This window comes from Mesorhizobium sp. M0954, assembly GCF_040319155.1.
Lineage (GTDB): Bacteria > Pseudomonadota > Alphaproteobacteria > Rhizobiales > Rhizobiaceae > Mesorhizobium.
Genome location: NZ_JAMYNR010000005.1, coordinates 212,470 through 238,021 on the forward strand (window position 1 = coordinate 212,470; position 25,552 = coordinate 238,021).

Annotated in this window: 19 protein-coding genes; 8 read left to right on the top strand and 11 right to left on the bottom strand. The window is 63.2% G+C overall.

The window, feature by feature from the left end; all coding sequences use genetic code 11:
* Positions 1-93 precede the first annotated feature (93 nt).
* From NKH93_RS09380 to NKH93_RS09390, 3 genes are all read left to right on the top strand, one after another.
* On the top strand, positions 94-759 hold the full coding sequence (locus NKH93_RS09380) for an ABC transporter permease (protein WP_352578586.1): 666 nt from the start codon (positions 94-96) through the stop codon (positions 757-759).
* Positions 760-773: 14 nt separating this feature from the next.
* A complete protein-coding gene (locus NKH93_RS09385) occupies positions 774-1,583 on the top strand; it encodes an ABC transporter permease (RefSeq protein WP_352849811.1) in 810 nt (269 codons plus the stop codon).
* A gap of 111 nt (positions 1,584-1,694) precedes the next feature.
* Positions 1,695-2,696 carry an Ldh family oxidoreductase gene (locus tag NKH93_RS09390; protein ID WP_352849764.1) on the top strand — a complete coding sequence of 334 codons (1,002 nt, stop codon included), beginning with the start codon at positions 1,695-1,697 and terminating at the stop codon, positions 2,694-2,696.
* A gap of 57 nt (positions 2,697-2,753) precedes the next feature.
* Here the strand turns inward: NKH93_RS09390 and NKH93_RS09395 are convergent, their stop codons facing one another.
* Positions 2,754-3,026: a hypothetical protein gene (locus NKH93_RS09395; protein ID WP_352540381.1), complete on the bottom strand. Its 273-nt coding sequence runs from the start codon at positions 3,024-3,026 to the stop codon at positions 2,754-2,756.
* Positions 3,027-3,268: 242 nt separating this feature from the next.
* On the opposite strand from NKH93_RS09395, the gene NKH93_RS09400 reads away from it, so the two are divergent.
* Positions 3,269-4,243 carry a complex I NDUFA9 subunit family protein gene (locus NKH93_RS09400; RefSeq protein WP_352501121.1) on the top strand — a complete coding sequence of 325 codons (975 nt, stop codon included), beginning with the start codon at positions 3,269-3,271 and terminating at the stop codon, positions 4,241-4,243.
* A 21-nt stretch (positions 4,244-4,264) separates the two neighbouring features.
* Here the strand turns inward: NKH93_RS09400 and NKH93_RS09405 are convergent, their stop codons facing one another.
* Positions 4,265-5,638 (bottom strand): cytochrome P450, encoded by a 1,374-nt coding sequence (locus tag NKH93_RS09405; RefSeq protein WP_352970003.1) that lies wholly within the window; start codon positions 5,636-5,638, stop codon positions 4,265-4,267.
* Positions 5,639-5,821: 183 nt separating this feature from the next.
* On the opposite strand from NKH93_RS09405, the gene NKH93_RS09410 reads away from it, so the two are divergent.
* From NKH93_RS09410 to NKH93_RS09425, 4 genes are all read left to right on the top strand, one after another.
* Positions 5,822-6,391: an NADPH-dependent FMN reductase gene (locus NKH93_RS09410; RefSeq protein WP_352681479.1), complete on the top strand. Its 570-nt coding sequence runs from the start codon at positions 5,822-5,824 to the stop codon at positions 6,389-6,391.
* A gap of 58 nt (positions 6,392-6,449) precedes the next feature.
* Positions 6,450-9,116: a caspase family protein gene (locus tag NKH93_RS09415; protein ID WP_352970004.1), complete on the top strand. Its 2,667-nt coding sequence runs from the start codon at positions 6,450-6,452 to the stop codon at positions 9,114-9,116.
* A gap of 146 nt (positions 9,117-9,262) precedes the next feature.
* Positions 9,263-11,734: a DNA topoisomerase (ATP-hydrolyzing) subunit B gene (gyrB, locus tag NKH93_RS09420; RefSeq protein WP_352453677.1), complete on the top strand. Its 2,472-nt coding sequence runs from the start codon at positions 9,263-9,265 to the stop codon at positions 11,732-11,734.
* Positions 11,735-11,979: 245 nt separating this feature from the next.
* A complete protein-coding gene (locus NKH93_RS09425; RefSeq protein WP_352501122.1) occupies positions 11,980-12,897 on the top strand; it encodes a hypothetical protein in 918 nt (305 codons plus the stop codon).
* An 88-nt stretch (positions 12,898-12,985) separates the two neighbouring features.
* Here NKH93_RS09425 and NKH93_RS09430 read toward each other — a convergent pair whose 3' ends face one another.
* The 9 genes from NKH93_RS09430 to NKH93_RS09470 all read right to left on the bottom strand — a co-directional run bounded on the left by NKH93_RS09430 (position 12,986) and on the right by NKH93_RS09470 (position 25,334).
* The gene (locus NKH93_RS09430) at positions 12,986-14,506 is read right to left on the bottom strand and encodes a hypothetical protein (protein ID WP_352681484.1); all 1,521 of its coding nucleotides are present in this window, start codon (positions 14,504-14,506) and stop codon (positions 12,986-12,988) included.
* Between the two features lie 92 nt (positions 14,507-14,598).
* Positions 14,599-15,996: an NAD(P)(+) transhydrogenase (Re/Si-specific) subunit beta gene (locus NKH93_RS09435; protein ID WP_352681486.1), complete on the bottom strand. Its 1,398-nt coding sequence runs from the start codon at positions 15,994-15,996 to the stop codon at positions 14,599-14,601.
* Positions 15,997-16,002: 6 nt separating this feature from the next.
* Positions 16,003-16,425: an NAD(P) transhydrogenase subunit alpha part 2 gene (locus tag NKH93_RS09440; RefSeq protein ID WP_502893749.1), complete on the bottom strand. Its 423-nt coding sequence runs from the start codon at positions 16,423-16,425 to the stop codon at positions 16,003-16,005.
* Positions 16,425-17,699, bottom strand: a complete 1,275-nt coding sequence (locus tag NKH93_RS09445; RefSeq protein ID WP_352681490.1) for a Re/Si-specific NAD(P)(+) transhydrogenase subunit alpha — start codon at positions 17,697-17,699, stop codon at positions 16,425-16,427. The genes NKH93_RS09440 and NKH93_RS09445 overlap by 1 nt, the downstream gene beginning before the upstream one ends.
* 81 nt (positions 17,700-17,780) lie before the next feature.
* The gene (locus NKH93_RS09450) at positions 17,781-18,005 is read right to left on the bottom strand and encodes an aa3-type cytochrome c oxidase subunit IV (RefSeq protein WP_254816044.1); all 225 of its coding nucleotides are present in this window, start codon (positions 18,003-18,005) and stop codon (positions 17,781-17,783) included.
* Between the two features lie 173 nt (positions 18,006-18,178).
* Positions 18,179-18,328 (bottom strand): DUF3096 domain-containing protein, encoded by a 150-nt coding sequence (locus NKH93_RS09455; protein ID WP_352469885.1) that lies wholly within the window; start codon positions 18,326-18,328, stop codon positions 18,179-18,181.
* 119 nt (positions 18,329-18,447) lie between these two features.
* Complete coding sequence (locus NKH93_RS09460; RefSeq protein WP_352469883.1) at positions 18,448-19,230, bottom strand: N-acyl amino acid synthase FeeM domain-containing protein; 783 nt, start codon at positions 19,228-19,230, stop codon at positions 18,448-18,450.
* A 150-nt stretch (positions 19,231-19,380) separates the two neighbouring features.
* The gene (locus tag NKH93_RS09465; protein ID WP_352452207.1) at positions 19,381-21,702 is read right to left on the bottom strand and encodes a putative bifunctional diguanylate cyclase/phosphodiesterase; all 2,322 of its coding nucleotides are present in this window, start codon (positions 21,700-21,702) and stop codon (positions 19,381-19,383) included.
* A 152-nt stretch (positions 21,703-21,854) separates the two neighbouring features.
* Positions 21,855-25,334, bottom strand: a complete 3,480-nt coding sequence (locus tag NKH93_RS09470; protein WP_352970008.1) for an indolepyruvate ferredoxin oxidoreductase family protein — start codon at positions 25,332-25,334, stop codon at positions 21,855-21,857.
* Positions 25,335-25,552: the final 218 nt, after the last annotated feature.

The window sequence follows — 25,552 nt, forward strand, 5'->3', positions numbered from 1 at the left end:
AGGGCGACGCTGATCGACGCATTTGTTCCGACTTGGGCCGCCTCTGCCATCGCGCTTCTCTCGCCCGTGCCGCCGGGCTGGGGTGGAACGCTCATCGTCGGCCTGCTCCATACGATCGAGATCGCGGTCGGCGCCACCGGTCTCGGCCTTTTGATCGGCATCGGCGGCGCCTCCGGCAAGCTGTATGGTGGTCCGGTGGTGCGCGATCTCCTGGCAGTCTATACGACCGTCGTGCGCGCCGTGCCGGAGCTGGTGCTGATCCTTCTGCTCTATTACGCCGGTACCGACCTGATCAATCAGATGCTGACGGCAATGGGCTATCAGCGCATGGACATTAGCGGGCTGGCGGCCGGCATTGCCGTGCTCGGCTTCGTCCAGGGCGCCTATTCGACCGAGGTGATCCGCGGCGCGATCCTTGCCATTCCGCAGGGCCAGATCGAAGCCGCGCGCGCCTATGGCATGTCTCCCGGCCTGCTGCTGCGGCGCATCACGCTGCCGGCGATGCTGCCGTTCGCCATACCCGGCCTTGCCAATCTCTGGCTGATCGCCACCAAGGACACAGCCCTGCTGGCGGTCGTCGGCTTTTTCGAGCTGACATTGGCGACACGGCAGGCGGCCGGCGTCACCAAAGCCTATCTGACATTCTTTATCGCCGCCGGCGCGATCTACCTTCTGTTGACGCTGGTTTCGAATCTGATCATCGGCCGTATCGAGACATGGGCCCGCCGCGGCATGCCGTCGCTCAAGGAGGCCCGGTGATGGCTGACCCCGCGATGACTGGCGAAGCGGCGGCCGTCGTGATAGCCGCACGCGCTTCGCTGTGGCTGAAGCCGCATCGTATCGTGCTGATCCTGATCGCGCTGGGACTGGTTTTGGCTGCGGCCGTCTTCATGCGCTGGGACTGGCTGCCTAAATATTACGGGATAGGACTGCTCGGCATCTGGCGCGCGCTGTGGATTCTTGCCGTCACTTGCACGCTGGGTTTCCTGCTCGCAGTGCCGCTCGGACTGGCGCAGGCTGCCGGCGCGTTCTGGTTCGCGGCACCCGCCAAGGTCTTCTGCACCGTCATCAGAGGGACTCCGCTGTTGCTGCAGCTCTGGCTGCTCTATTACGGACTGGGCTCGCTGTTTCCGCAATATCCGTGGATTCGCGAGTCCTGGATGTGGCCCTATCTCAGGCAGGCATGGCCCTACGGCGTCCTCGGGCTGACGCTGTCCTTCGCCGGCTATGAGGGCGAGGTGATGCGAGGCGCTTTTGCCGGCGTGCCGAAGGGCCAATTGGAAGCCGCCCGTGCCTTTGGCATGAGCCGGTGGAGGATTTTCCAGCGAATCTGGCTGCCGCAGGCCTTCTACCGCGCGCTGCCGACGCTGACCGGCGAAACCGTGCTGCAGCTGAAATCGACGCCGCTGGTGGCCACCATCAGCGTGATCGACATATTCGCCGTCTCCTCCAAAGTGCGGCAGGATACCTATCTCACCTATGAACCCTTGCTGCTCTTGGCGTTGATCTATATGGCGATCACCGGCATCCTCGTCTTCACCCTGGGCAAGATCGAGGCGCGGATCCCGAACAAGGTTGGTTAGGTGAATAGTGAATAGTGAATGGTGAATAGTCAGTAGTGCGTAGCCCCTATGTTACCGGCTAAGTCCCCACTCACCATTCACCCATTCCCTCAGATATCCATGGCAATCACAATGCAACTCAGTCTCGACCAGGCGACAGGGCTGTGCCGGATGGCCGCACTTGGCGCTGGCGCCAACGAAGAGGCGGCGCAGTCGCTGGCTGCCTCGATCGTCGCGGCCGAGGCGGAAGGACTGTCGACCGTCGGGCTGTCGCACTTTATCGATTATCTTGAAGCACTGGAGGCCGGCCGTATCGACGGCAACGCCGATCCGGTGATCACCAGGCCGGCGCTCGCGGTCTATCTTTCCGATGCGCGAGGCGGCTTAGCGCATACCGGTTTCGACCGCACGATCGATGACCTCGCCAAGGCGGCGCGGCTGTTCGGCGTCACCATCTTTTCGCAGAAGAATGCTTATACGTGCGGCGCGCTCGGCTATTTCACCGGACGGCTGGCCGCGCAGGGATTGGTGTCGTTCGCCGCCACCAACGGCCCGGCCGTGCTTGCCGGCTCGGGCTCGGTCAAGCCGGTCTACTGCACCAACCCGATGTCCTTTGCGGCACCCGCCGCGGACGGGGCGGCGCTGGTCATCGACCAGTCGTCGAGCGCCACCGCCTTCGTCAACATCCGCAAGGCGGCCGAGGACGGCAAGAAGATCCCCGAAGGCTGGGCACTGGATGCGAGCGGCAATCCGACCACGGACCCGGCAGCTGCAATGAAGGGCGCCATGCTTGCCTTCGGCGGCCAGCGCGGCGCCAACATCGCGCTGATGGTCGAGGTGCTGGCTGCGGGCCTGTCGGGCGCCAACTGGTCGCTCGATGCGCCATGGTTCAGCGGCGGGCCGGACAGTCCGGGGACCGGCCTGTTCGTGCTTGCCGTCGAGCCCAAGCTGCTCGATCCGGACTTCGAAAAGCGGATGAAGGATCAACTCGACCGGCTGCGGCGGCGCTATGGCGTGCATGTGCCGGGGCGTGCCCGGGCCGAGGCCGCGGAGAAGGCGGCGGCGCGCGGCATAAGCGCGCCGAAAGCCGTGGTGCAGCGCATTTCCGAATTCGCCGCCCGCTATTCGTCCTGAAGAAATTCGTTTGTCCGATGAGCGGCTGAGAACGCCGGCCGATCCGGCAGCGCGAGCCTACTTCCCGCAATAATGATCGTTGATGACGTTCGCCGCATTCGCGTCCGGCCCTACCCTGTTGTAGGAGCAGGGTTCGGCGGCCGTCGTGAACAGGTGGTTGTCATAGTAGCGCGGGCCACCGAACAGAATGTCGATGATGTTGCCGTTGGCCGGAACGTAGCGTTCGGGTTGAGCTTGGTGGTGATGCCGGTTTGCCCCGAATGCCGAGGCACCAATGCTGCAGCCTGTTGCGAAAGCCAGAGCGAAGATCGCAACGCGTTTTGTCGTCATCGGCAATATCCTCCATTCGGAATCAAACCATACATCCTAAAATCGCCGGCCGGAACAAAGGTTCCTGTCCCGAATGGAGTTACCTAAAGCCCGGCGTCGGCGGGTTTTCTGCCGTTTCCAACGGATACTGGAAATCATGCTTCAACAATGCCGGGCGACCGATTGTCACCCTTTGCCTTTGGCGCGAAACCGACTATGAAACGGCTTCAACCAAGCCATCTGGATAGCCGCCGGAGCCAGCCATGACCGAAATCCTGCAGACCCCAAAGCTCGTGGTCGTGTTCGGCGGCTCCGGGTTTGTCGGTCGTCATGTCGTGCGGGCGCTGGCCAAGCGCGGCTACCGCATCCGGGTTGCCTGCCGTCGGCCCGATCTCGCCGGCCACCTGCAGCCGCTCGGCAATGTCGGGCAGATCCAGCCGGTGCAGGCCAATGTCCGGGTGCGCTGGTCGGTCGACCGCGCCGTGCAAGGCGCGGACCATGTCGTCAATCTGGTTGCGATCGCGCATGAGGCCGGCCGGCAGAAATTCACTGCCGTCCACGAATTCGGCGCGCGCGCTGTCGCTGAAGCGGCGCGCGCCGTCGGCGCCGGCCTCACCCACATCTCGGCTCTGGGAGCGGATCTCCACGCGCAATCGGACTACGCGCGTACCAAGGCGCTCGGCGAAAAGGCCGTTCTGGAGACGGTCCAAGACGCCGTGATCTTGCGGCCATCGATCAATTTCGGGCCAGAGGACGGTTTCTTCAACCGCTTTGCCAACATGGCCCGCTTTTCCCCGGTGCTGCCGCTTATCGGCGGCGGGCAGACGAAATTCCAGCCGGTCTATGTCGGCGACGTCGCCGAAGCGGTGGCGCATTCGGTCGACGGCAAGGTCCAGGGCGGCCGGATATATGAACTCGGCGGGCCGCAAGTGCTTACCTTCAAGGAATGCATGCAACAGCTGCTTATCATCATCGAACGCAAGCGGTTTTTGCTGCCCGTGCCATGGTGGCTGGCGAACCTCCAGGCATCAATTCTCGGGCTGTTGCCCAATCCGTTGTTGACCAAGGACCAGGTCCTGCTGTTGCGCCAGCACAATGTCGTGTCGGAAGCCGCCGTCAAGGACAACCGGACGCTCGCCGGCCTCGGGATCCAGCCACGGTCGATCGGAACCATCCTGCCCAGCTATCTCTGGCGCTACCGCGCCGCCGGCCAGTTCCAACGCAAGTCCGCCGCATAATACGAACGGACGTCCGGTTGCCTACGAGGCGCGCCGGGTGACCTGCATCGGCAGGCCGCCTTGCGGCTGCGTCGTCAGCTTCTGCACCGGCCAGGGGCGGGTTTCCGCGGTGGCGTCGAAACGGTAGCGCGACAGCATGATCGCCAACGCGATGATTGCCTCCTGCATGGCGAAGCTGGCGCCGATGCAGACGCGGGGGCCGGCGCCGAACGGCAAATACTGGAAACGATCGATCTTTTCGCGGTTTCCCGGATGGAAGCGTTCCGGCATGAAAGCGTCCGGCCGGTCCCACAATTTCCGATGGCGGTGGACGACCCACGGCATCACCAGCACCGCAGCACGTCGCGGTATGTAGAGGCCGTTCCAGGTTTCGGGCTCGATCGGTTCGCGGTTGATCGACGGCGCCGGCGGATAGAGCCTGAGCGCCTCTTCGAAGGCGGCACGGGTGAGCGGCATGGCGTCGAGCCATTTCGTCGGGTCGGGCTCACGCGCCAGCACCGCATCGATCTCGTGCTCGATCTTTTCGCGCTCCCACGGCGCTTCGGCAAGGCAGTAGAGCGTCCAGCCGAGCGCCCTGGCCGTAGTCTCGTGGCCGGCGCCGATAAAGGTGATGATGTTGTCCTCGACCTCGGCCCGGGTCAGCCCGCCCGGTCCCTCCGCTTTCAACAGCAGCGTGAGAAAATCCTGCGGCACCGTGTCCGGATCACGCTTCAACCGCGCCTCGCGCATCTGCACCGTGTCGGTGACGATCTTGCGGAAGTAGGCCATGGTCTTGCGGCCGCGGATGCGGGTCAGACGCGGCAGCCAATCGGGTGCCCGCAACAGGTCGAGCGGATCGACCCGACCCATGGTCTCGAACAGGCGGTCGATCTCCTTGGCAAAGCTGCCCGACTCGCCTGAAATCTCACCGGAAAACAGCGTCTCGGCCAGGATGTCAAAGGTAAGCAGCGTCATGTCGTGAGCGATGTCGAACGTGCCGCCGCCCTCGTAGCGCGTGACGAACTCCCGCGTGCGCCTCAGCATCGGCTCGGCAAAACCGAAGATATGGCGCGGCGTGAACACCGGCGCCATGGCCTTGCGTGAACGCCTCCACACCTCGCCCTCGGCGGTCAGCAAGCCGTCGCGCAGGATCGGCCGCAGGATCAGCTGGCGCACCGTCGCCATCTTGTAGTTCTTGGCGTTATCGACCAGCACGTGGCGAATGAGGCCGGGATCGTTGGCGATGACCAGCGGCCCGCCGATGCCGGTCACCGAAATCCAGGGCTCGTTGTAGGTCGGCTCGCCCCACAGTTCGAGCGGATTGCGGTAGACGATGCGGATCATCTCCAGCGTCGAGGGCGGCGCGGTGCGCGGCTTCGGCGCCGGCGGGACGAAGGGGACGGGCTGACTGTCCATGGCTTGCTCCGCAGACACCTCAATGTAGTGGCGGGCAAGGCAGGCGTCCATGTGAGCGGACGACAAGGTGATGCATCCGCTCTCTGGAATGTGACCCGGGCACCGGAAAGTGCCTGCTTGCTGTGTCCGGCTGCGTGTCTTAGGTGGCAGCACCACAGATGTCAGAACCGGCGGGAGCCTGCCTTGAAGCACCAGTTGAACGTCATCATCGGCAGCACGCGGCCGGGCCGCGCCGGACCCGCTTTCGCAAAGTGGCTGGAGAGCTTTGCGCGCGAGCATGGCAAATTCGAGCCGGTGCTCACTGACATCGCCGCATTCAACCTGCCGGTGCTGGACGAGCCGCATCATCCGAGACTCGGCAAATACGAAAACAGCCACACGAAAGCCTGGTCGAAAGCAATCGACGCAGCCGACGCATTCGTCTTCGTGGCGCCGGAGTATAATTATTTCACCGCTCCCGCGATCGTCAACGCGGTCGACTACCTGCTCAGGGAATGGCGATACAAGCCGGCCGCCATCCTCAGCTACGGCGGTGTCTCCGGCGGTTTGCGAGCGGCGCAGGCGGTCAAACCGTTGCTGACCGCCGTCGGTGTCATGCCGATTCCGGAAGGCGTGGCGCTGCCGATGTACCAGAAGCTGCTCGACGAGACCGGCGCCTTCCTGCCCAGCGAGCAGGTGCTCGGCGGGGCCAGGACCATGCTGGACGAGCTGTTCCGCTGGAGCGAAGCGCTGAGGCCGATGCGCGCCAGCTAACAACGCGAACGGCCGAACTGGCCGATGCCATAACTTGCTCATGCCATAAAGAGATGGAATGCTCCGGCAAATGACCGGGCCGGGGCGGTTCGATTTGCGTTTTCTGTTTGCCTTGCTGCTGATCCTCTCGACGGCCTCCGCTGCAATGGCGGAGCGGCGCGCTGCGCTGGTCATCGCCGAGAACGACTACCGGCTGATCCGGCCGCTCGCCAATCCCGTCAATGACGGCGAGATCATGGAAACGGTGCTGAGGAAGCTCGGTTTCGAGGTCTTCCTCGAAACCAACCGCGACCTGCGGCGCATGCGCCGGGCGCTTGACGATTTCCGCGAGGATGCCAAAGGCGCCGACGTGGCACTGGTGTTCTTCTCCGGCCACGGCGTCGAGATAGCCGGCGAGAATCGGCTCCTGCCGGTCGATGCAGACGCGTCGTCGCTCGCTACGCTGGAAAGGACCAGCCTGCCGCTGGAGGAGATCCGCGCGACCGTCGCCGCCACCAGCAAGGTCGGACTGATCGTGCTCGATGCCTGCCGCAGCGATCCGTTTGCGGCTACGGGCGGCGAAGGCCGCGGCGCAACGGCGCTGGTAAAAGAGGTCAGCGACAAGGTCCGGCCGGGTCTTGGCCGCATCGGGCGGGCAGAAAACATCCTGTTTGCCTTCTCGGCGGCGCCCGGCGAGACCGCCGCGGATGGGACGGACCAGAATTCGCCGTTTACCGCGGCGCTGACGAAATACCTCGGCACCGAAGGTCTCGAGATCCGCTCCGTGCTGACGCTCGTGCAGCAGGAGGTTTACGACCTCTCGCGCGGCAAGCAATTGCCCTATGTCGAGAGCGGCCTGCCGCAGCTGTTCTTTGCCGCCTCGGCCAAGGAGAAATTGCCGGAACGCGAACGCCTGTTGCTGGCCATGGCCGAGGTGACGCCTCAGATGCGCGGCGAAGTGGAGAAGATCGCCAGCGACGCCGACATGCCGCTGGCACCGCTCTATGGCGCGTTGATCAGTTCCGATGCCGGCCACCTCTCCGCGGACAGTCTGAACGCCAGGCTGCGTGAGGCAGCCGACGCCTTCGTCAAGGTGCGGAGCGAAATGCAGACGCTTGGATCCGACGATCTCAGAGTGTCGGCGTTGCGCCGGCAGGCCGAAGAGCAGCTTTCGCTGGGAGCGTTCGATGCGGCGCGGAAAAAGCTCGCCGAGGCAGCCGAGATCGACAGTGTCTCTCGCAACGCTTTGAAGGCCAATTTCGTCAGCCGCACGCTCTCCGAGGCCGCAACGCGCTATTTGTCCGGCGGGGCGGCGCGCGCCGACCTCGACTACGCCACAGCCATCAAGGACTATGAGTCCGTGCTCGCGCTTTATGACGAAGCCGGACAGGTGGTGCTGTCGCTCGACGACGCCGACCGCTTGATCCGCACGCTGGACGAGCTCGGCAAGCTGTATACCACGGTCGGCAATATCGATGCGGCTGGCCGTGCCTTCGAGGCGCTGCAAGCCGATCTCGAGCGGCGGTCGCATCATGAAACCGATCTCAACGTGAAGCGCGACTTCGCCGTCAGCCACGTCAAGCTCGGCAACGTGCGGATGGCGCAAGGCAATCTGCCGTCAGCGCTGCAGAATTATGAGACCGCCAAGACCATTCTGCAGGGCCTGACCGAGGCAGAACCGGACAATCTGGAGTGGTTCGGCGACCTCGCCATGGCCGACGACAAGATCGGCAACGTATTGGCGACGCAAGGCGATCTGGCCGGCGCCGCAGAGGTCTACCAGGAAAGCCTGTCGATCAAGAAACAGCTCGCCGCCGGAGAGCCGGACCGTGCCGAACTGCAGCGCGACCTGACCATCACCTACGATGAGATCGGTCACCTTGCCCATATCGCAGGCCAACTGGACAACGCACAGGCGGCCTATGAAGAGAGCCTGAAGGTGCGGCTGGCGCTGGCGGCGGACAAACCGGGAGACGCCGACCGGCAGCGTGACGTCTCGGTCAGCCACGATACGATAGGCGACCTGCTGCGCGAACGCGGCGACGTCGCCGGGGCGCTGGCGGCCTACAAGGAAGGTCTGGCGATCGTCAAGCAACTGGCGAAACGCGATCCGGACGACACCGAGTTGAAGCGCGACCTGTCGGTCGGCAACGCCAAGATCGGCAATGCGCTGAGCGACCAGCAGAATTGGCCGGCGGCACTTTCGGCTTATCGTGAGGCACTTTCGCAGGCCAGCGTGCTCGCCGCCGGCGACCCGAACAACACCGAATGGCAGCGCGACCTGTCCGTGTGCATCGAGAAAGTCGCCGGCATCCTGGCGATACAGGGCGACCACAAAGGCGCGCTGAAAGCCTATCTGGACAGCTACGCGATTGCGCAGAGGCTGGCCAAGCTCGATCCCGCCAATTCCGACTGGCAGCGGGACTTGTCGATAACGCTGTCCGAAGTCGCCACGCTGCGCCTCAGGCAGCGCGACGTCAGGGGCGCCCGGCAAGCCCTTCAGGACAGCCTGGCCATTCGCGAGAAACTTGCCCGGTCCGATCCGGACAACGCCACCTGGCAGCGCGACCTGGTGGTCGCCTATATCGACTACGCCCAAGTCGCAAAGGACCCGAAGGCTGTGCTTTCCAAGGCGCTCGACATGACGGTCGAGCTCGACCGGAGCGGGCGGTTGGCACCGCGCCACAAGTTCATGATCAAGTTTTTACGTGAGCGGCTGGCCAGGATCGAAGCCAGGCGCCGATAGCCTGCTCACGCGATGGTCATTCCGTTCCGAAATGCCTGCAAACCTTGGAAAAACCGCCTTTTGCGCCTATATCTACGACATTAGAAATGCGCGATTCGAAGCCGATTTTTCGCGCTCTGCACACGGCATCAATCAGACAGGTTTTCATGAGCGACCAGACCGACATCGCCAACGGCGTTGAAGCCGAATACGGCGCCGATTCCATCAAGGTTTTGAAGGGCTTGGATGCCGTTCGCAAGCGGCCGGGCATGTATATCGGCGATACCGACGACGGCTCGGGCCTGCACCACATGGTCTATGAGGTGGTCGACAACGCCATCGACGAAGCACTGGCCGGCCATGCCGACCTGGTGACGGTGACGCTCAATCCGGACGGATCGGTGACGGTCATCGACAATGGCCGCGGCATTCCGACCGATATCCACACCGGCGAAGGCATTTCAGCGGCCGAAGTGATCATGACGCAGCTGCATGCCGGCGGCAAGTTCGACCAGAACTCCTACAAGGTCTCAGGCGGCCTGCACGGCGTCGGCGTGTCGGTCGTCAACGCCCTGTCGGCCTGGCTGAAACTGAAGATCCGCCGCAACGGCCAGATCTACGAGATGAGTTTCACGCATGGCAATGCCGACGCGCCGCTGCGGATCACCGGCAGTTATGAACAAGACAAGGTCCCCGGCACCTATGAAGGGCGCAGCGGCAGCGAAATCACGTTTTTGCCGTCGTCCGAGACGTTCACCATGGTCGAATTCGACTACGGTACGCTGGAGCATCGGCTGCGCGAGCTCGCCTTCCTGAACTCCGGCGTGCGCATCGTTTTGACCGATGCCCGCCATGCCGACATCGTGCGCCATGAACTGCACTACGATGGCGGGCTGGAAGAGTTCGTCCGATATCTCGACCGGACGAAGAAGCCGTTGCTCGACAAGCCGATCTCGATCCGCGCCGAGCGCGACGGCATCACGGTCGAAGTCGCCATGTGGTGGAACGACAGCTACCACGAGAACGTGCTGGCCTTCACCAACAACATCCCGCAACGCGACGGCGGCACGCATCTGGCAGGCTTCCGCGGTGCGCTGACGCGCCAGATAACCGGTTATGGCGACTCCTCGGGCCTGACCAAGAAGGAAAAAGTGGCGCTGATCGGCGATGATTGCCGCGAAGGGCTGACCGCGGTGCTGTCGGTCAAGGTTCCCGACCCGAAATTCTCCTCGCAGACCAAGGACAAGCTGGTGTCGTCCGAGGTCCGCCCGGTGGTCGAAGGGCTTGTCAACGAAGCGCTCGGCACCTGGCTCGAGGAGCACCCGACCGAGGGCAAGGCGGTCATCGAGAAGGTCATCCAGGCCGCTGCCGCGCGCGAAGCCGCGCGCAAGGCACGCGACATCACCCGCAAGAGTTCGCTCGGCGTCACCTCGCTGCCCGGCAAGCTGGCTGATTGCCAGGAGCGCGATCCGGCGAAATCCGAGATCTTTATCGTCGAGGGCGACAGCGCCGGCGGCTCGGCCAAGGGCGGCCGTTCGCGCCAGAACCAGGCCATTCTTCCGCTGCGCGGCAAGATCCTCAATGTCGAGCGCGCCCGCTTCGACCGCATGCTCGGCTCCGACATGATCGGCACGCTGATCACCGCGCTCGGCACCTCGATCGGCAAGGACGAGTTCAACGCCGACAAGCTGCGCTACCACAAGATCATCCTGATGACCGACGCCGATGTCGACGGCGCCCACATCCGCACCTTGCTGCTGACCTTCTTCTTCCGGCAGATGCCGGAACTGATCGAACGCGGGCATCTCTACATCGCGCAGCCGCCGCTCTACAAGGTGACGCGCGGGAAGAGCTCGCAATACATCAAGGACGAAGCCGCCTTCGAGGAATTCCTGATCGGCTCCGGGCTGGAAGAAGCGTCGCTTGCGCTCAGCACAGGCGAGGTGCGGGCTGGACAGGACCTGCGCAGCGCCATCGACGACGCCTTGGCTGTCCGCCAGCTCATCAACGGATTGCACACGCGCTATAACAGAGGCGTGGTCGAGCAGGCAGCGATTGCCGGCGCGCTCAACCCGGAGATCTTCACCGACCTCCGCCGCGCCAACGAAACGGCCGAGCGTGTTGCCCGTCGTCTCGACATTATCGCCGAGGACACCGAGCGCGGCTGGATCGGCCGCATGTCGACCTCGAACGAGGGCATTGGCGGCTATGTCTTCGAGCGAACGGTGCGCAGCGTCAAGGAGTTCGCGCATCTCGACCTGGCATTGATCAATTCCGCCGACGCACGCCAGCTCGACCGCTATGCGCCGCGCCTGGCGGAAATCTACGGCGAGCCGCCGGTGCTGCGCCGCAAGGATGTCTCGGAAACCATTTCGGGGCCGCTGGCACTGCTCAATGCCGTGTTTGCCACCGGCCGCAAGGGCCTGACCATGCAGCGCTACAAGGGCCTTGGCGAAATGAACGCCGAGCAGCTCTGGGAAACGACGCTCGACCCGAATGTGCGCTCGCTGTTACAGGTCAAGGTCAATGACGCGACTGATGCGGACAGCTTGTTTTCACGGCTGATGGGCGACGAGGTCGAGCCAAGGCGCGAATTCATCCAGGAAAACGCGCTGTCGGTTGCCAATCTGGACATTTGAGTCGCCATCCAGATACCCAGCCAGCAGGCATGAAGTGTATTGGTGCGCCTTGGCGCACCAATACGACTGCTGCAACGCAACAAAGATCACCAGGACCGCCGGAACGGAAAGGCTTTCAAGGCATTGTAGTTGATCACAATCGCCGCAGGAGGCATCCATGGGACGTGGCATTTTGCTCTGGCTTCTCGGAGTCCCAATTCCGATCATTATTCTGATCATGCTGTTCGCACGGTAGGGAGGCTTCGATGCAGTCCACCGTAACAGCTGTCGACGTTTCCGCCCCGACGGAATCCGCTTCCACTGCTGTCAGCTGGGGGCCAATCGTCGCCGGCGCCTTTGCTGCGTCAACGCTTACCTTCATCTTGATGCTGCTCGGCTCCGGGCTTGGGCTGAGCATGGTGTCGCCATGGTCCGGCTCGGGTGCGTCAGTCACCACTTTCGCCGTTTCCACCGCCGTCTGGCTGATCGTCGTGCAGTGGCTGTCCTCGGCCCTGGGTGGCTACCTCGCCGGACGCCTGCGCACCAAATGGGTCGGCATCCACACCGATGAAGTCTTCTTCCGCGATACCGCTCACGGCTTCCTGGCCTGGGCGCTGGCGACGCTGCTCGTCGCCGGCGTGCTCGGCACGGCGCTTTCGGCCGCGATAGGTACCGGTGTCCAGGCTGCTTCGACTGTGGCATCGGGCGCGGCAATGGGCGCTTCGGCAGGTGCTGCTGCAAACGCGGGTAGCGCCTCGACTGACAACGCCACATCGTATTTCGTCGATACGCTGTTCCGCCCGGCCGATCCGGCAAGGCTCGCTGCCGCCAATCCGGAGAGCGACGCTGCGGCAACGGCGCAGGCATCGCGCATTCTAATCGCGAGTGCCGCAGCAGGCGAAATATCGGCCGACGACAAGACCTATCTATCGCGGCTGGTGGCCGCCCGCACAGGCCTGTCCGAAGCGGATGCCACCGCTCGCGTCGATACGGTAATCGCCAGAGCGCAGGACGCCAAGGTCAAGGCCCAGCAGGCGGCCGACACCGCCAGAAAGGCAGGCGCGACCTTCTCGTTGATTGGCGCGCTGTCGCTGGTCGTCGGGGCCTTCATTGCCAGCGCGGCTGCAGCACTTGGCGGCAGGCAGCGCGACGACGAGGAAGCGATTTTCCTGACCAATCGTTGATCGGTGACTAAGCGAACTCGGTCCGCTTCGGGAAGATTACGCCCGAAGGGGACCTTGCTTTGAACTGCCGCCGCGCATTGCTTGCCGCCTACAGCTCAGCTTCCAGTTTGCGGCCGAGATCGACCGCATCGCGCAGCACGGCAAGGTGCGAGCGCGGCTGTACGCCGGCCAGCGCGTCGACCTCGACGCCGCTCGCCGTCAGCGACCAGTAGAGCCTGTGCGTGAAGACGCGGCCGCCCGAGCCGCGCAGCTCGACCTGGATGTTTTCCACGCCGGGACCAAAATTTTCCGTCATCCGCCCTGAAATCGGGTCGCCGGTCAGCCAGCCATTGCCCCTGTCGAAAATATTGGTCCAGCGTGTCGCGGCAAACACCGCGCCATGATGCACTGCCCGCTGCGGCTTGCCGGAATGGCTGCGCCCTTCCTGGTAGAGCATGGTCCCGCCCGCCGCTCTGTCGGCGATCGGCGGGCATGCTGAAAACAGGCGCTCGGCGATGCCGCGCCTGAATTCGGCGAGGTTGTAGGTCACCAGAAACTCGCTGTGGGTCAGCGGACTGCCGAGCGTGACGAAATCGCTGATCTTCCACGGCAGCGGATGATCGGCGTCGCCGACGCGAAGCTGCCGGTAGAGCTCCCATTGGCTGCGCCGGAATGCGGGGAGGTCATCGAGGCTGTCGGGCCAAGCGGAGGCATCGGCGACCAGCGTCGCCTTGTCGACGGCGTGGATCGCCTTCAGCCTCGCTTTGTCGCGAATGGCTTCCAACTTTCTAGGCCTGAAATCGGCCCACAATATCTGCAACAGATCATAGGCGATGATCGACCCGAGGCTGTGCGAGACCAGCACGATGCGGTCATAGGCATCGTCCATCATGAGACGCTTCAGCAGCTTGAGGCCACGCTCGCGGACCAGCGCCCGCTTCTCGACCGTTGCCGCTTCGGCCCGCACATAGGCGGCGACGTCGCCGAAATAGGGCAAGCCAAACTGGTCCACCGACCAGATGACGAACGACGCCAGAACCGTGACAAGCACACCCGTCGTCCAGGAGATGTAGCCTTGCCAGGTCGACGTTGCGAGCGCCAGCGCCGCGCCCAGGACCACGAGGGTGGCCAAAAGCGTGACGACATAGAGTTTGAGCACATCGCGCGGAATATCGGCCGGCTTGCGCCAGAGCAGGGTCGTCACCCAGGCAGCAAGGCGGCTTCGGGTCGTGCCCTGGGTGATGTCGGCCCAGTAAAGCTCGTAGAAATCGGTGCGGCGGCCATCGACATCATAGGGCGTGGTGATCCGGCGGAGTTCGTGCGAATTGGTCCGGCTGTCGGGCGTGATCCAGCTCTGGTTGATCTTCGCACCCATCGGGTCGGCCGGATCGGGGACATGGGCATAGAACGGTGCACGGGCCGGATCGTGGCTCCATACGGCCTGGACAAACTCCCTCAACGTGTCCATGGGCCGCTGCTCGCCCATGCCGTGCACGACCACTACCGCCTGGCTGCGCTTGCGTGGCGCCTTCTCTGCTGCGGTCAGATCGGCGGCCGGCGATGCAGCAGAACCAGGGTCGGGCACCAGCACCTCCACGATGACGCCGTTAGCAAGACGACGGGTCGGCATCGTAGCTTCAGAACCGGTAACAGCCAAGAAAAAGCCCGGCGCGGAGCCGGGCTGTATTCGACGATCGGCAGTGAGTTGGCAGCGACGCCGTTTCAGTGATCCATCGCTTTGACGATCTCCTCGGTCATCTTCTTGGCGTCGCCGAGCAGCATCATGGTGCCGTCCTTGTAGAACAGCGTGTTGTCGATGCCGGCATAGCCGGAGCCGAGCGAGCGCTTGACGAACAGGCAGGTGCGGGCCTTGTCGACATCGAGGATCGGCATGCCGTAGATCGGTGACGACTTGTCGTCACGGGCCGAGGGATTGGTGACGTCGTTGGCGCCGATGACATAGGCGACGTCGGCCTGCGCGAACTCAGAGTTGACGTCCTCCAGCTCGAACACTTCGTCATAAGGCACGTTGGCTTCGGCCAAGAGCACGTTCATGTGGCCGGGCATGCGGCCGGCAACCGGGTGGATGGCGTATTTGACGTCGACGCCGTTGGCCTTGAGCTTGTCGGCCATCTCGCGCAGCGCGTGCTGCGCCTGGGCGACGGCCATGCCGTAGCCCGGCACGATGATGACCTTTTGCGCATTCATCATCAGATAGGCGGCATCCTCGGCCGAGCCCTGCTTGACCGTGCGCTCGATGCCGTCGTTGGCAATGGCTGATGTCTCGCCGCCGAAGCCGCCGAGGATGACCGAGATGAAGCTCCGGTTCATGCCTTTGCACATGATGTAAGACAGGATGGCGCCCGACGAGCCGACCAGCGCGCCGGTGATGATCAGCGCCAGATTGCCGAGCGTGAAGCCCAGGGCGGCCGCGGCCCAGCCCGAATAGGAATTCAGCATCGACACGACCACCGGCATATCGGCGCCACCGATCGGGATGATGAGAAGCACACCCAGCACCAGCGAGGCGGCAACGATCAGCCAGAACACCACCTTGGACTCGGTGGTGACGAGCAGCACGATCAGCACGATCAGCGCAATGCCCAGGGCCGCGTTGATGAAGTGGCGGCCACCGATCATGATCGGCTTGCCCGACATGCGGCCGTCAAGCTTCAAGAAGGCGATGACCGAGCCGGTGAAGGTGATGGCACCTATGGCAACGCCGAGGCTCATCTCGATCAGTGCCTGGGCATGAATATCGGCGACGGTGCCGATGCCGAAGCTTTCCGGTGCATAGATGGCGGCGGCCGCCACCATGACCGCGGCAAGACCGACCAGCGAGTGGAAGGCGGCGACCAGCTGCGGCATCGAGGTCATGGCAATGCGCCGTGCCGTGACCGCACCGGCCGAGCCGCCTATCAGCAGCCCGAGCACTATGAGGCCGAAGCGCCCGGCCGAAGGGGTCGCCAGCGCCAGCGTCGTGGCGATGGCGATGCCCATGCCGATCATGCCGTACATATTGCCCTGGCGGCTGGTGGTCGGATGCGACAGGCCGCGCAATGCGAGGATGAACAGGATGCCGGAGACCAGATAGAGAAAGGAGGCGAAGTTGGCGTTCATGGCGGCCTACTTTTCCTTCTTCTTGTACATGGCCAGCATGCGCTGGGTGACGAGGAAGCCGCCGAAGATGTTGACCGATACCAGCATCAGCGCAACGAAGCCGAAGCCGGTGGCAAGCCCTGAGGCCGAGATGCCGACGGCCAGCAGCGCGCCGACGACGATGACGGAGGAAATGGCGTTGGTGACCGCCATCAGCGGCGTGTGCAGTGCCGGCGTGACGGACCACACGACGTAGTAGCCGACGAAGATCGCCAGGACAAAGATGGCGAAGCGAAAGACGAAAGGATCGATGGCACCGCCGGACAGCGCGTGAGCGGCGTCACCCACCGCCTCGGTGCCGGGCGCGGCCGCCAGGTTCTGCACGGCGAGCCGCACGGCAGCTGTCGCCTGGTCGAGCTGGTCGAGGGCTTTCTGCAGCGTCTGATCCATCACGCGATCCCTCCGGTGGTCTTGGGCTTCCTCGAAGCGGCCGTTTTCTTCGCAGCCGGCTTCGCCGAAGCCTCGGCAACCATCGTCCTGGCCGGAATGGCCGGTGGTTCGACATATTGGCCCTTTGGCGGCTCCTGCTCAGCCTTTGCGAAAGCCGGATGCACGATCTTGCCAGCATCGGTCAGCATGGTTGCCTTGACCAGCTCGTCGTCGCGGTTGATGGCAAGCGTCTTCGTCGCTTTGTCGACCAGCGTCTCAAGGAAGGCATAGAGGTTCCTGGCATAGAGAAGCGAGGCCGAGGCGGCGACGCGACCGGGAACGTTGAGATGGCCGACGATCTTTACCCCGTTGGCCGTGGTCACCACCTTGCCGGCTTCGGCGCCCTCGACATTGCCGCCGCGCTCGACCGCGAGGTCGACGATCACAGAGCCGGGTTTCATCGAGGCGACCATTGCCGCCGAGACCAGCTTCGGCGCCGGACGGCCGGGGATCAGCGCGGTGGTGATGACGATGTCCTGCTTGGCGATGTGCTCGGCAGTCAGCGCCGCCTGCTTGGCCTGGTATTCCTTCGACATTTCCTTGGCGTAGCCGCCGGCCGTCTCGGCCGCCTTGAACTCCTCGTCCTCGACGGCCAGGAATTTTGCGCCGAGCGAGGCGACCTGCTCCTTGGCGGCCGGGCGCACGTCGGTGGCGGTGACCACGGCGCCGAGGCGGCGCGCGGTGGCGATGGCCTGCAGACCGGCGACGCCGACGCCCATGACGAACGCCTTCGCTGCCGGTACGGTGCCGGCCGCCGTCATCATCATCGGTAACGCCCGGTCATATTCGGCAGCCGCGTCGATCACCGCCTGATAGCCGGCGAGGTTGGCCTGGCTGGATAGAACGTCCATCGACTGGGCGCGGGTGATGCGCGGCATGAACTCCATGGAGAAGGCAGTAACACCGGCCTTGGCAAGGGCAGCGACGGCAGCGTCGTTGCCGTAGGGATCCATGATCGCGATGACAGCGGCGCCGGACTTGTAGCCCTTCAGCTCGGCGTCCGTGGGGCGGCGCACCTTCAGCACCACATCGGCCCTGGCTGCATCGCCGGCCTTGCCGATCGCGGCGCCCGCCTTGGCAAACTCCTCGTCGGGAACGCGCGACGCCGTGCCGGCGCCGGTTTCCACGATTACGTCGAAACCCAGTGCTGCCAGCCGCTTCACCGTATCGGGCGAGGCCGCGACGCGAGGCTCGTTTGCGTCGAGCTCACGAGGGATGAAAACCGTCTGTCCCACCGCACGATCCTTTCGGCCGGAACCCTGTTACCGCAAGACACCGACCGACCCCGGCGGCGCCTTCGACAAAGGTTGGAGGAGTTATCGGAGAATAAAGGCGCCGATGGCCAGGATCAGCACGAAGAGGATAGTCGCCGAGAAGAAGCCGCCCACAAAGAAGCCGAACGCCATGGCAAGAAGCACGGCGGCGCAAAATAGCGACCCATATTTGGCCAGCATCACAAAGCCGGCATAGGTGCGGTCGTGCTCGGCATAGTCCATCTTCGCGCCCAGTTCGACAGGACCGGTCGGCGTGTGTTCAGCCATTGGAATACCCCTTCGAAGACATCTTTCAGGCACATAGCGAAAAGCCGCGTTAAGGGCAATGGCGCTATTGCCGCATCGCCGCAGCCAACAATCTCAAGTAAAACTTGAAATCGCTGCGCGGAGCGCGGCGATACCAATCACAATGGATGGCAGGTCCGCTATTGCCGATGCCGTTAGCCGGCGAGATGCGGGAACAGCCCGAGCAGGCCGACAACGATCAGATAAAGGGCGACGATATAATTGAGCAGCCGCGGCATCACCAGGATCAGCACGCCTGCGATCAGGGCGATGAGCGGGGTGAGGGCGAGCGTGGAAATGGTCATGTCGGTTCCTTTGATCGGATGGCTATCGAAGCGATGCTTGGTGGATGCCGGCCATGCCGACCTACCACCAGCACCCTTGCCCAGAACGCCGAAGCGACCGGAAGGCTCCATGGGCTCGTTCAGGCGGCTTCGCGAAAATACTTGGCGGTGGGCAGGATGGTCAGCGGGGCGAGTTCGCCGGCACCGGGCGTATCGAACAACATGCGCTGCTCCATTGGCGTCGAACGGAAGAACGGAAAGCGAGCGTAGGTTTCATTCTTGATCGCCAGGACATCGGCTTGATAAAGCAGCGCGAAACAGTTGATCACGCCGGCATAGGGCCGCGCATCGCCAATCGGTCGCGCCCGATAGATGCGCTTGTAGAAAGCCGCATGGTCCTCGCGGATCATGGATATGCAATAAGGCGCGCCGAAATGGAAGCAAGCCATGCCCGCAAGGCGCAGCGTCACATACGGGATCTGCGGGTAAAGCCGTGACCATTCGGCGTCCACGGCAAAACGGCTCGGGTCGATAAAGACTTCGCCGGCCGCCAGACGCGGCATCAACAAGTCCTTGTAGACGCTGAGTGCTGGTGATGTGGCGTTATCAGCAGACACGTTATGCAGGCGCATTGTGCTGACCAGCCGCCCCTCGATATAGATTCCGAACGTATGGCAATTGGGCAGTTCGTCAAACTCGTCATGGACCTGACGGGACGCATTCTCGGGCACCAGATCGTTCATCCGATAGGAATTGTAGCGCAGCCTGTAAATGTTTTCGAAGTCCTCGCCGCTTTCACAGCGTCGGTACTCCGTCCGGTCAAGCAGCGCATAAACATGTTGCGCGAAGCTGGACATGGTCTCGGACGCATCTTTCCCACCAGCGCCCGCCGCATGGCCGAGCGAACTCAACTGGGCACACATGAACTCTATTCCCCGCGATTACCGCCACCAGCCGACACTACGGACGGGTCATGAGATGTAAAGATGAAAATAAGTAGGAGCTCGTTTACCGCCCGTTAAGGTTAACAATTAATAAAATTATACTAAAATACGCAGGTTTTCAGCGCGAAGTCAGCGCCGCGGCGCCTTCCTTGCCGTCTGGATGTCCTTGGCAAAGGGCCAGACGGTGCTCGACATCGTCTCGATGCCGGACGCGCTGAGTGCCGACCCGAACAGAAAGCCCTGGACCAGGTCCGGCTTGACCTGCAATGCCAGGATCTTGAGCTGTTCGAAGGTCTCGACACCTTCGACGGTAACCGAAAGTCCCAGCGGCCGTGACAGGTTGACGATGCCCTTGAGCAATTCGAGCGACCGGCTGTTCTGAGTGACATCCATCAGGAACGAGCGGTCGATCTTGATTTTGTCGAGCGGCAGTTTGTGGAGATAGCTGAGGCTCGAATACCCGGTACCGAAATCGTCGAGCGCAATGCGCACGCCGAGCCGCTTCAACTCCTCGATATATTGGCGTGTCAGCGACTTGTCGTCGAGCAGCGCCGTCTCGGTGACCTCAATCTCCAGACGTCCGGCGGAGAGACCGGATTCAGCCAGCGCGTCGCGAACCTTCTGGATGACATCACGGTTGCGGAAATCCTTGGCCGAGAGATTGACCGACACGCTGGTCTGGGCCGGCCATTTGGCGCATTCCGTGCAGGCCGCATGCAGGACGAAGGTGCTGATGTCGGAAATAATCCCCATTTCCTCCGCCAGCGGAATAAAGATACCGGGGGAAATCGGCCCGAGATCGGGATGATCCCAGCGGCACAGCGCTTCGCAACTGGCGATACGCATCGTGCTCATCGCGACGATCGGCTGATAGACCACCCGCAATTCGTTGTTTTCCACGGCGCTGCGCAGGTCCGCCTTCATCAGCTGACGGCTGCGGAAGGCAGCATCCATGGAGGCCTCGAACAGCCGCCAACCGTTCTTGCCAAGCTCCTTGGCCTTGTAGAGTGCAAGGTCGGCTTTGACGATCATGGCGTCAACGTCGGTATCCTTGACCCGCGACAGCACCGCGCCGCCGGAGGCCTGGATGCGTAATCCGTGGCCGGCGACATCGACCTCGCCCTGTAGATTGACAAAGATCTCGTCAACCTGGCCGGTCAGGTGGCTTTCATCCTCGATGCGCTCGAAGAAGATCATGAACTCGTCGCCGCCGAAGCGGCTGACGGTGATGCCTGGCCCAGCGACTGCCGCCAGCCGCTCGGCAACGGCGTAGATCAATCCGTCGCCGACCGGATGGCCGAGCGTGTCGTTGACGCTCTTGAAATCATCGAGATCGAGCACCACCAGCCCGCAGAGACGCTCGGGATCCCCTGAGGCCATGGCTTCCACCACCAACTCGTGGAAGTAGGCGCGGTTGGGCAGGCCGGTGAGACTGTCGTAGCGCGCCATGAAGCGGATCTTGTCTTCCGCCTCGACCCGGGCGGTCACATCCTCGAAAGTGACGACGCCCAGTTCCTGGCTGCCTTCGCGCGCCGAAAATTCATAGTGCTGGCCGTTGGTGAGCGAGACCAGGACCTTGCGGTCGCGGCCCTCGCGCAACGCACGCGTCAGCTGGGCTTCGATGTAACGGCAATCTTTCGGCGCCAGCATGCCGCCTGCAGCGCCGCGCATCAGCAGACCGTGGATCGAGCGGCCTAGCAGCGCATCGGCCGATTTGAGCGACATCAGGTGCGCGGCTTCGGCATTGGCCACCGCCACCCGGCCGTCGGGACCAAGCATGACAAGGCCATGCGACATGGTGTTGAGCGCGCGGTTGAAACGCTGCGCGATGCGGTTCGCCTTCTTTTCCTCCGACAGGGCGGTAAACAGGACTTCGCGGACGATGTCGGCGAACCGTTTGATCGCAAACAGAAAAGGGGCCGACATCAGACCGAGGATGATGTGGTAGATATCGCCGCGCAGGATAAAGCCAAGCGATATGGGCCATGTGGTGGTTATGATAAAAATCATGACCATCCGCGGCGACCCATAATTGCGGCCGGCAATCGACGTGACCGATGCCAGAGTGACGCAGACAGAGGCTATTTCGGCATAGTTGTCGTGGCTGTCATTTGCCAGATAGATACTGACGAAACAGAACGCGCCAAGCATGAAACCATGCATCGAACCGAAAATTATGTAATCGTTTTCGCGATCATGGGCTTCTTCCCACGTCGTCGGGGAAGGAAGTCGCCCGTATTTTCGGATGTTGCGAAGGCGCAGAGTACCGACAATGATGAGCCCAGCGGCAACTAGAAGATACGCCAAGTCCATGGTCTTCCAATAGACCAGAATGACGAGGAGTGTCTGCGCAACAAGGCCGATCGACAGCGTGAACCCGTCGCGAAACAGCGTTTCCACGAACGGAATGTAAACGTCGACCGGAATCTCGTTTTTTCGTCTCAGATTCACGCCTGGATCCCAACCCTGGGGAACCCAGCAGTGTCACATTGGCCTTAAGAAAGGTTTAGAGCGGCGTTTCGAACCCTGCCAACATCCATTGGTGACGCGGCGGAAGCAGGGAAACTACCGTTCAGGTAAACAAGGCGTATCACAGCGCTGAATTATTCGGCGGCTTGAAGTTGCGGCCGCAGCGGCGCCGTCGAGAGGCGGTCGAGCAGACGCTGGCGTTCGCCGGCGGCTTTTTCGGCACTGGCCTGCTTGACGTGGCCAAAGCCGCGGATGAGCGCCGGTACCGAAACAAGCGCGGCAGCAACCTCGATCTTGCCCGGCGCCAGCGCGCCGGCGACAAGTTCCAGGTCGGCTTCATAGAGGGCAAGAAGCTGCCGCTCCATACGCCTCTCGGCGCTGTAGCCGAACAGGTCGAAAACGGTGCCGCGCAGGCCCTTCATTGCCGCCAGCAGGCGGAACGCGTTCATCATCCACGGGCCAAAGCTCGATTTCTTCGGCTTCCCGTCACTGCCGCGCCTGCCCATGATCGGCGGTGCGAGATGGAATTCAAGCTTGCCGTAGCTCTGGAACTGCTTTGCGAGCTCTGCGGCAAAGGAGCCGTCCGTATAAAGCCGCGCCACCTCGTATTCGTCCTTGATCGCCATCAGCTTGAACAGGTTCTTTGCGGCAGCCTCGGTCACCACGGTCGACCCGGGCACAGCATTGGTTTCGGCCTTGCGCAGCGCCGCCAGTCTGTCGGCATAGCGCTTGCCATAGGCGGCGTTCTGGTAGGCGGTCAGGAAGCCGACGCGGCGAGCAATGATATCGTCCAGCGTCTCGGCAATGGCGGCATGCTGCGTGGCCTTGCCCGGCTGGGCGAGAAGGCTGCGGACGAAATCCGGCTGGTCGGCGGCGCGGCGGCCCCAGCGAAATGCCGCGACATTCATCGCTACCGCCTCGCCGTTGAGCTCGATCGCCTTCTCGACCGCCTCCGTCGACAGCGGCAAGCCGCCATGCTGGAAGGCGAATCCGAGCATGAACATGTTGGCACCAAGCGAGCTGCCGAACAGGGCAGTGGCGGTGCGGGTAGCGTCGAAGAAATGCGTCCTGTCGTCGCCCGCGGCCGTTCTTATCGCCTTCTTCAGCCGCTCGACGGGCAGCGAGAAATCGGCCGAACGGGCGAACTCGCCCGGCATGATCTCGGCAGTGTTGGCGAGGAAGATGGTATGGCCTTCGCGCACCGCGGCCAACACCTTCTTGGCACCTGAAACGACGAGATCGCAGCCGAGCACGAGATCGGCCTTGCCGGCCGATACCCGAATGGCGTGGATGTCGTCCGGCGTGCGGGCGATGCGGACATGGGTGAACACCGAGCCGCCCTTCTGGGCGAGGCCGGCCATGTCGATCATGCCGCAGCCCTTGCCTTCCAGGTGCGCGGCCATGCCCAGCACCGCGCCTATGGTGACGACGCCGGTGCCGCCGACACCGTCGATGATCGCCGCCCAGCCTTGTTCACCGAGCGCAAATTGCGCCGGCGCCGGCACCCCCGCGAGCGGGTCGGCCGCGCCGGCTATGCCTTCGGCTTTCCTGATTTTGGCGCCGTGAACGGTGACGAAGGAGGGGCAGAAACCGTTGACGCAAGAGAAGTCCTTGTTGCAGCTCGACTGGTCGATCTTGCGCTTGCGGCCGAATTCGGTCTCGACCGGCTGGATCGAGACGCAATTCGACTGCACGCCGCAATCGCCGCAGCCTTCGCAGACCAGCTCGTTGATGAAGATACGCTTGTCCGGATCGGGGAAGGTGCCGCGCTTGCGGCGGCGACGCTTCTCGGCGGCGCAGGTCTGGTCGTAGAGCAGCACCGAGACGCCTTTGACCGAACGCAACTCGCGCTGGACGAGATCGAGGTCGTCGCGGTGATGGATGGTGGCGCCGGCGGGAAATTCCACCTTGCCGGGATACTTGTCCGGCTCGTCGGTGACGATGGCGATGCGCTCCACGCCCTCGGCGCGCACCTGCCTTGCGATCATGTCTACCGTCAGGCCGCCCTCGTGCGGCTGCCCACCGGTCATCGCGACGGCGTCATTGTAGAGGATCTTGTAGGTGATGTTGGCGTCGGTCGACAGCGCGAAGCGTATCGCCAGCACACCCGAGTGGTTGTAAGTGCCATCGCCCAGATTCTGGAAGATGTGCTCGCGCTTCGAGAACGGCGCCTGGCCGACCCACTGCGCGCCCTCGCCGCCCATGGCGGTGAAGCCGACGGTGTTGCGGTCCATCCACAGCGCCATGAAATGACAGCCGATTCCGGCGGCGGCGAGCGAGCCGTCCGGCACCTTGGTCGAGGAATTGTGTGGGCAGCCGGAGCAGAAGAAGGGCGTGCGCGAGGCGATGTCTGACGTGTCGGCCAGCATCGCCTGGAACTGGCGCAATTTCGCAACCCGCGCGGCGATTTCTTCCGACGGGCCGATCGTTCGCAAAATCCTCTCGCCGAGCGCGATGGCAATATCGTTGGGGTCGAGCGCGCCCTTGGCCGGGAACAGCCAGTCGCCGCGCTCGTCCTTCTTGCCGACGATGACCGGCTGCGTCGCGGTGCCGTAAAGGTTCTCGCGCAGTTGTACCTCGATCAGCGAGCGTTTCTCCTCGACGACGACGATAGTATCGAGGCCGCGAGCAAAGTCGGCGATGTGTTGCAGGTCGAGCGGCCACGGGCAGCCGACCTTGAACAGCCTGATACCGATACGACTGGCGGCCGCTTCGTCGACGCCGATATCCTCCAGCGCCTGGCGAACATCGAGATAACTCTTGCCGATGGTGACGATGCCAAGCTTGGCGCTGGTGCCGCCCGAATAGACGATCCGATTCAGCCCATTGGCGTGGATGAACGCTGAAGCGGCGGCGCGCTTGTATTCATGCAACCGCTCCTCCTGGCCGAGCATGTCGATCTCATTACGGATGTTGAGGCCGCCGGGCGGCATGTCGAAGTCCGGGATGACGATATCTAGCCGGTCGAGCGCGGCATCGACCGAGGCTGTCGATTCGATGTTGTCCTTGACGCATTTGATCGCCGCCCAGGTGCCGGCAAAACGCGACATGGCAAAGCCGTAAAGGCCGTAGTCGATGATCTCCTGGACGCCGGCCGGATTAAGGATCGGCACCATGGTGTCGACGAACAGGAACTCGGTGGCATGCGCGTTGGTCGAGGATTCGGCCATGTGGTCGTCACCCATCAGAGCCAGCACGCCGCCATGTTTCGACGACCCGGCGAGATTGGCGTGGCGGAACACGTCGCCGGAGCGGTCGACGCCCGGACCCTTGCCGTACCAGACCGAAAAAACGCCGTCATGGGTACCCTCGCCCAGCAATTCGGCCTGCTGCGAGCCCCAGCAGGCGGTGGCGGCGAGCTCCTCGTTGAGACCGGGCTGGAAGACGATGTCCGACTGCGCGAGCTGGTTCCTGGCCTTCCACAGCTGCATGTCGAGGCCGCCGAGCGGCGAGCCGCGATAGCCGGAGACGAAACCGGCGGTGTTCAGGCCAGCCCGGCGGTCGCGCTCGCGCTGCATCAGAAGCATGCGGATGACTGCCTGGGCACCCGACAGGAAGATGCGCTCCTTTGCCAGGTCGAACTTGTCGTCGAGCGCGACATTGTGCAGCGTCATCAGGCATTTCCTGTGCGGAGGCCGCGCGCCTGGAGGTGCGCGGCCAACGTCGGAGTCGAGTGCCCACAGTCTTTCTTCCCTTGCCGGGGAGGTCAAACAAAATCGAAGGTGCCAGGCGGTCCGCAACAAACGATCCGTGCGCGGCCGTGTGGCGCCACGAAACGCCTGTCGGGGAGGATGGCCGAGCATGAAAAATTCCGGCGGCGGTCAGTGCCGCT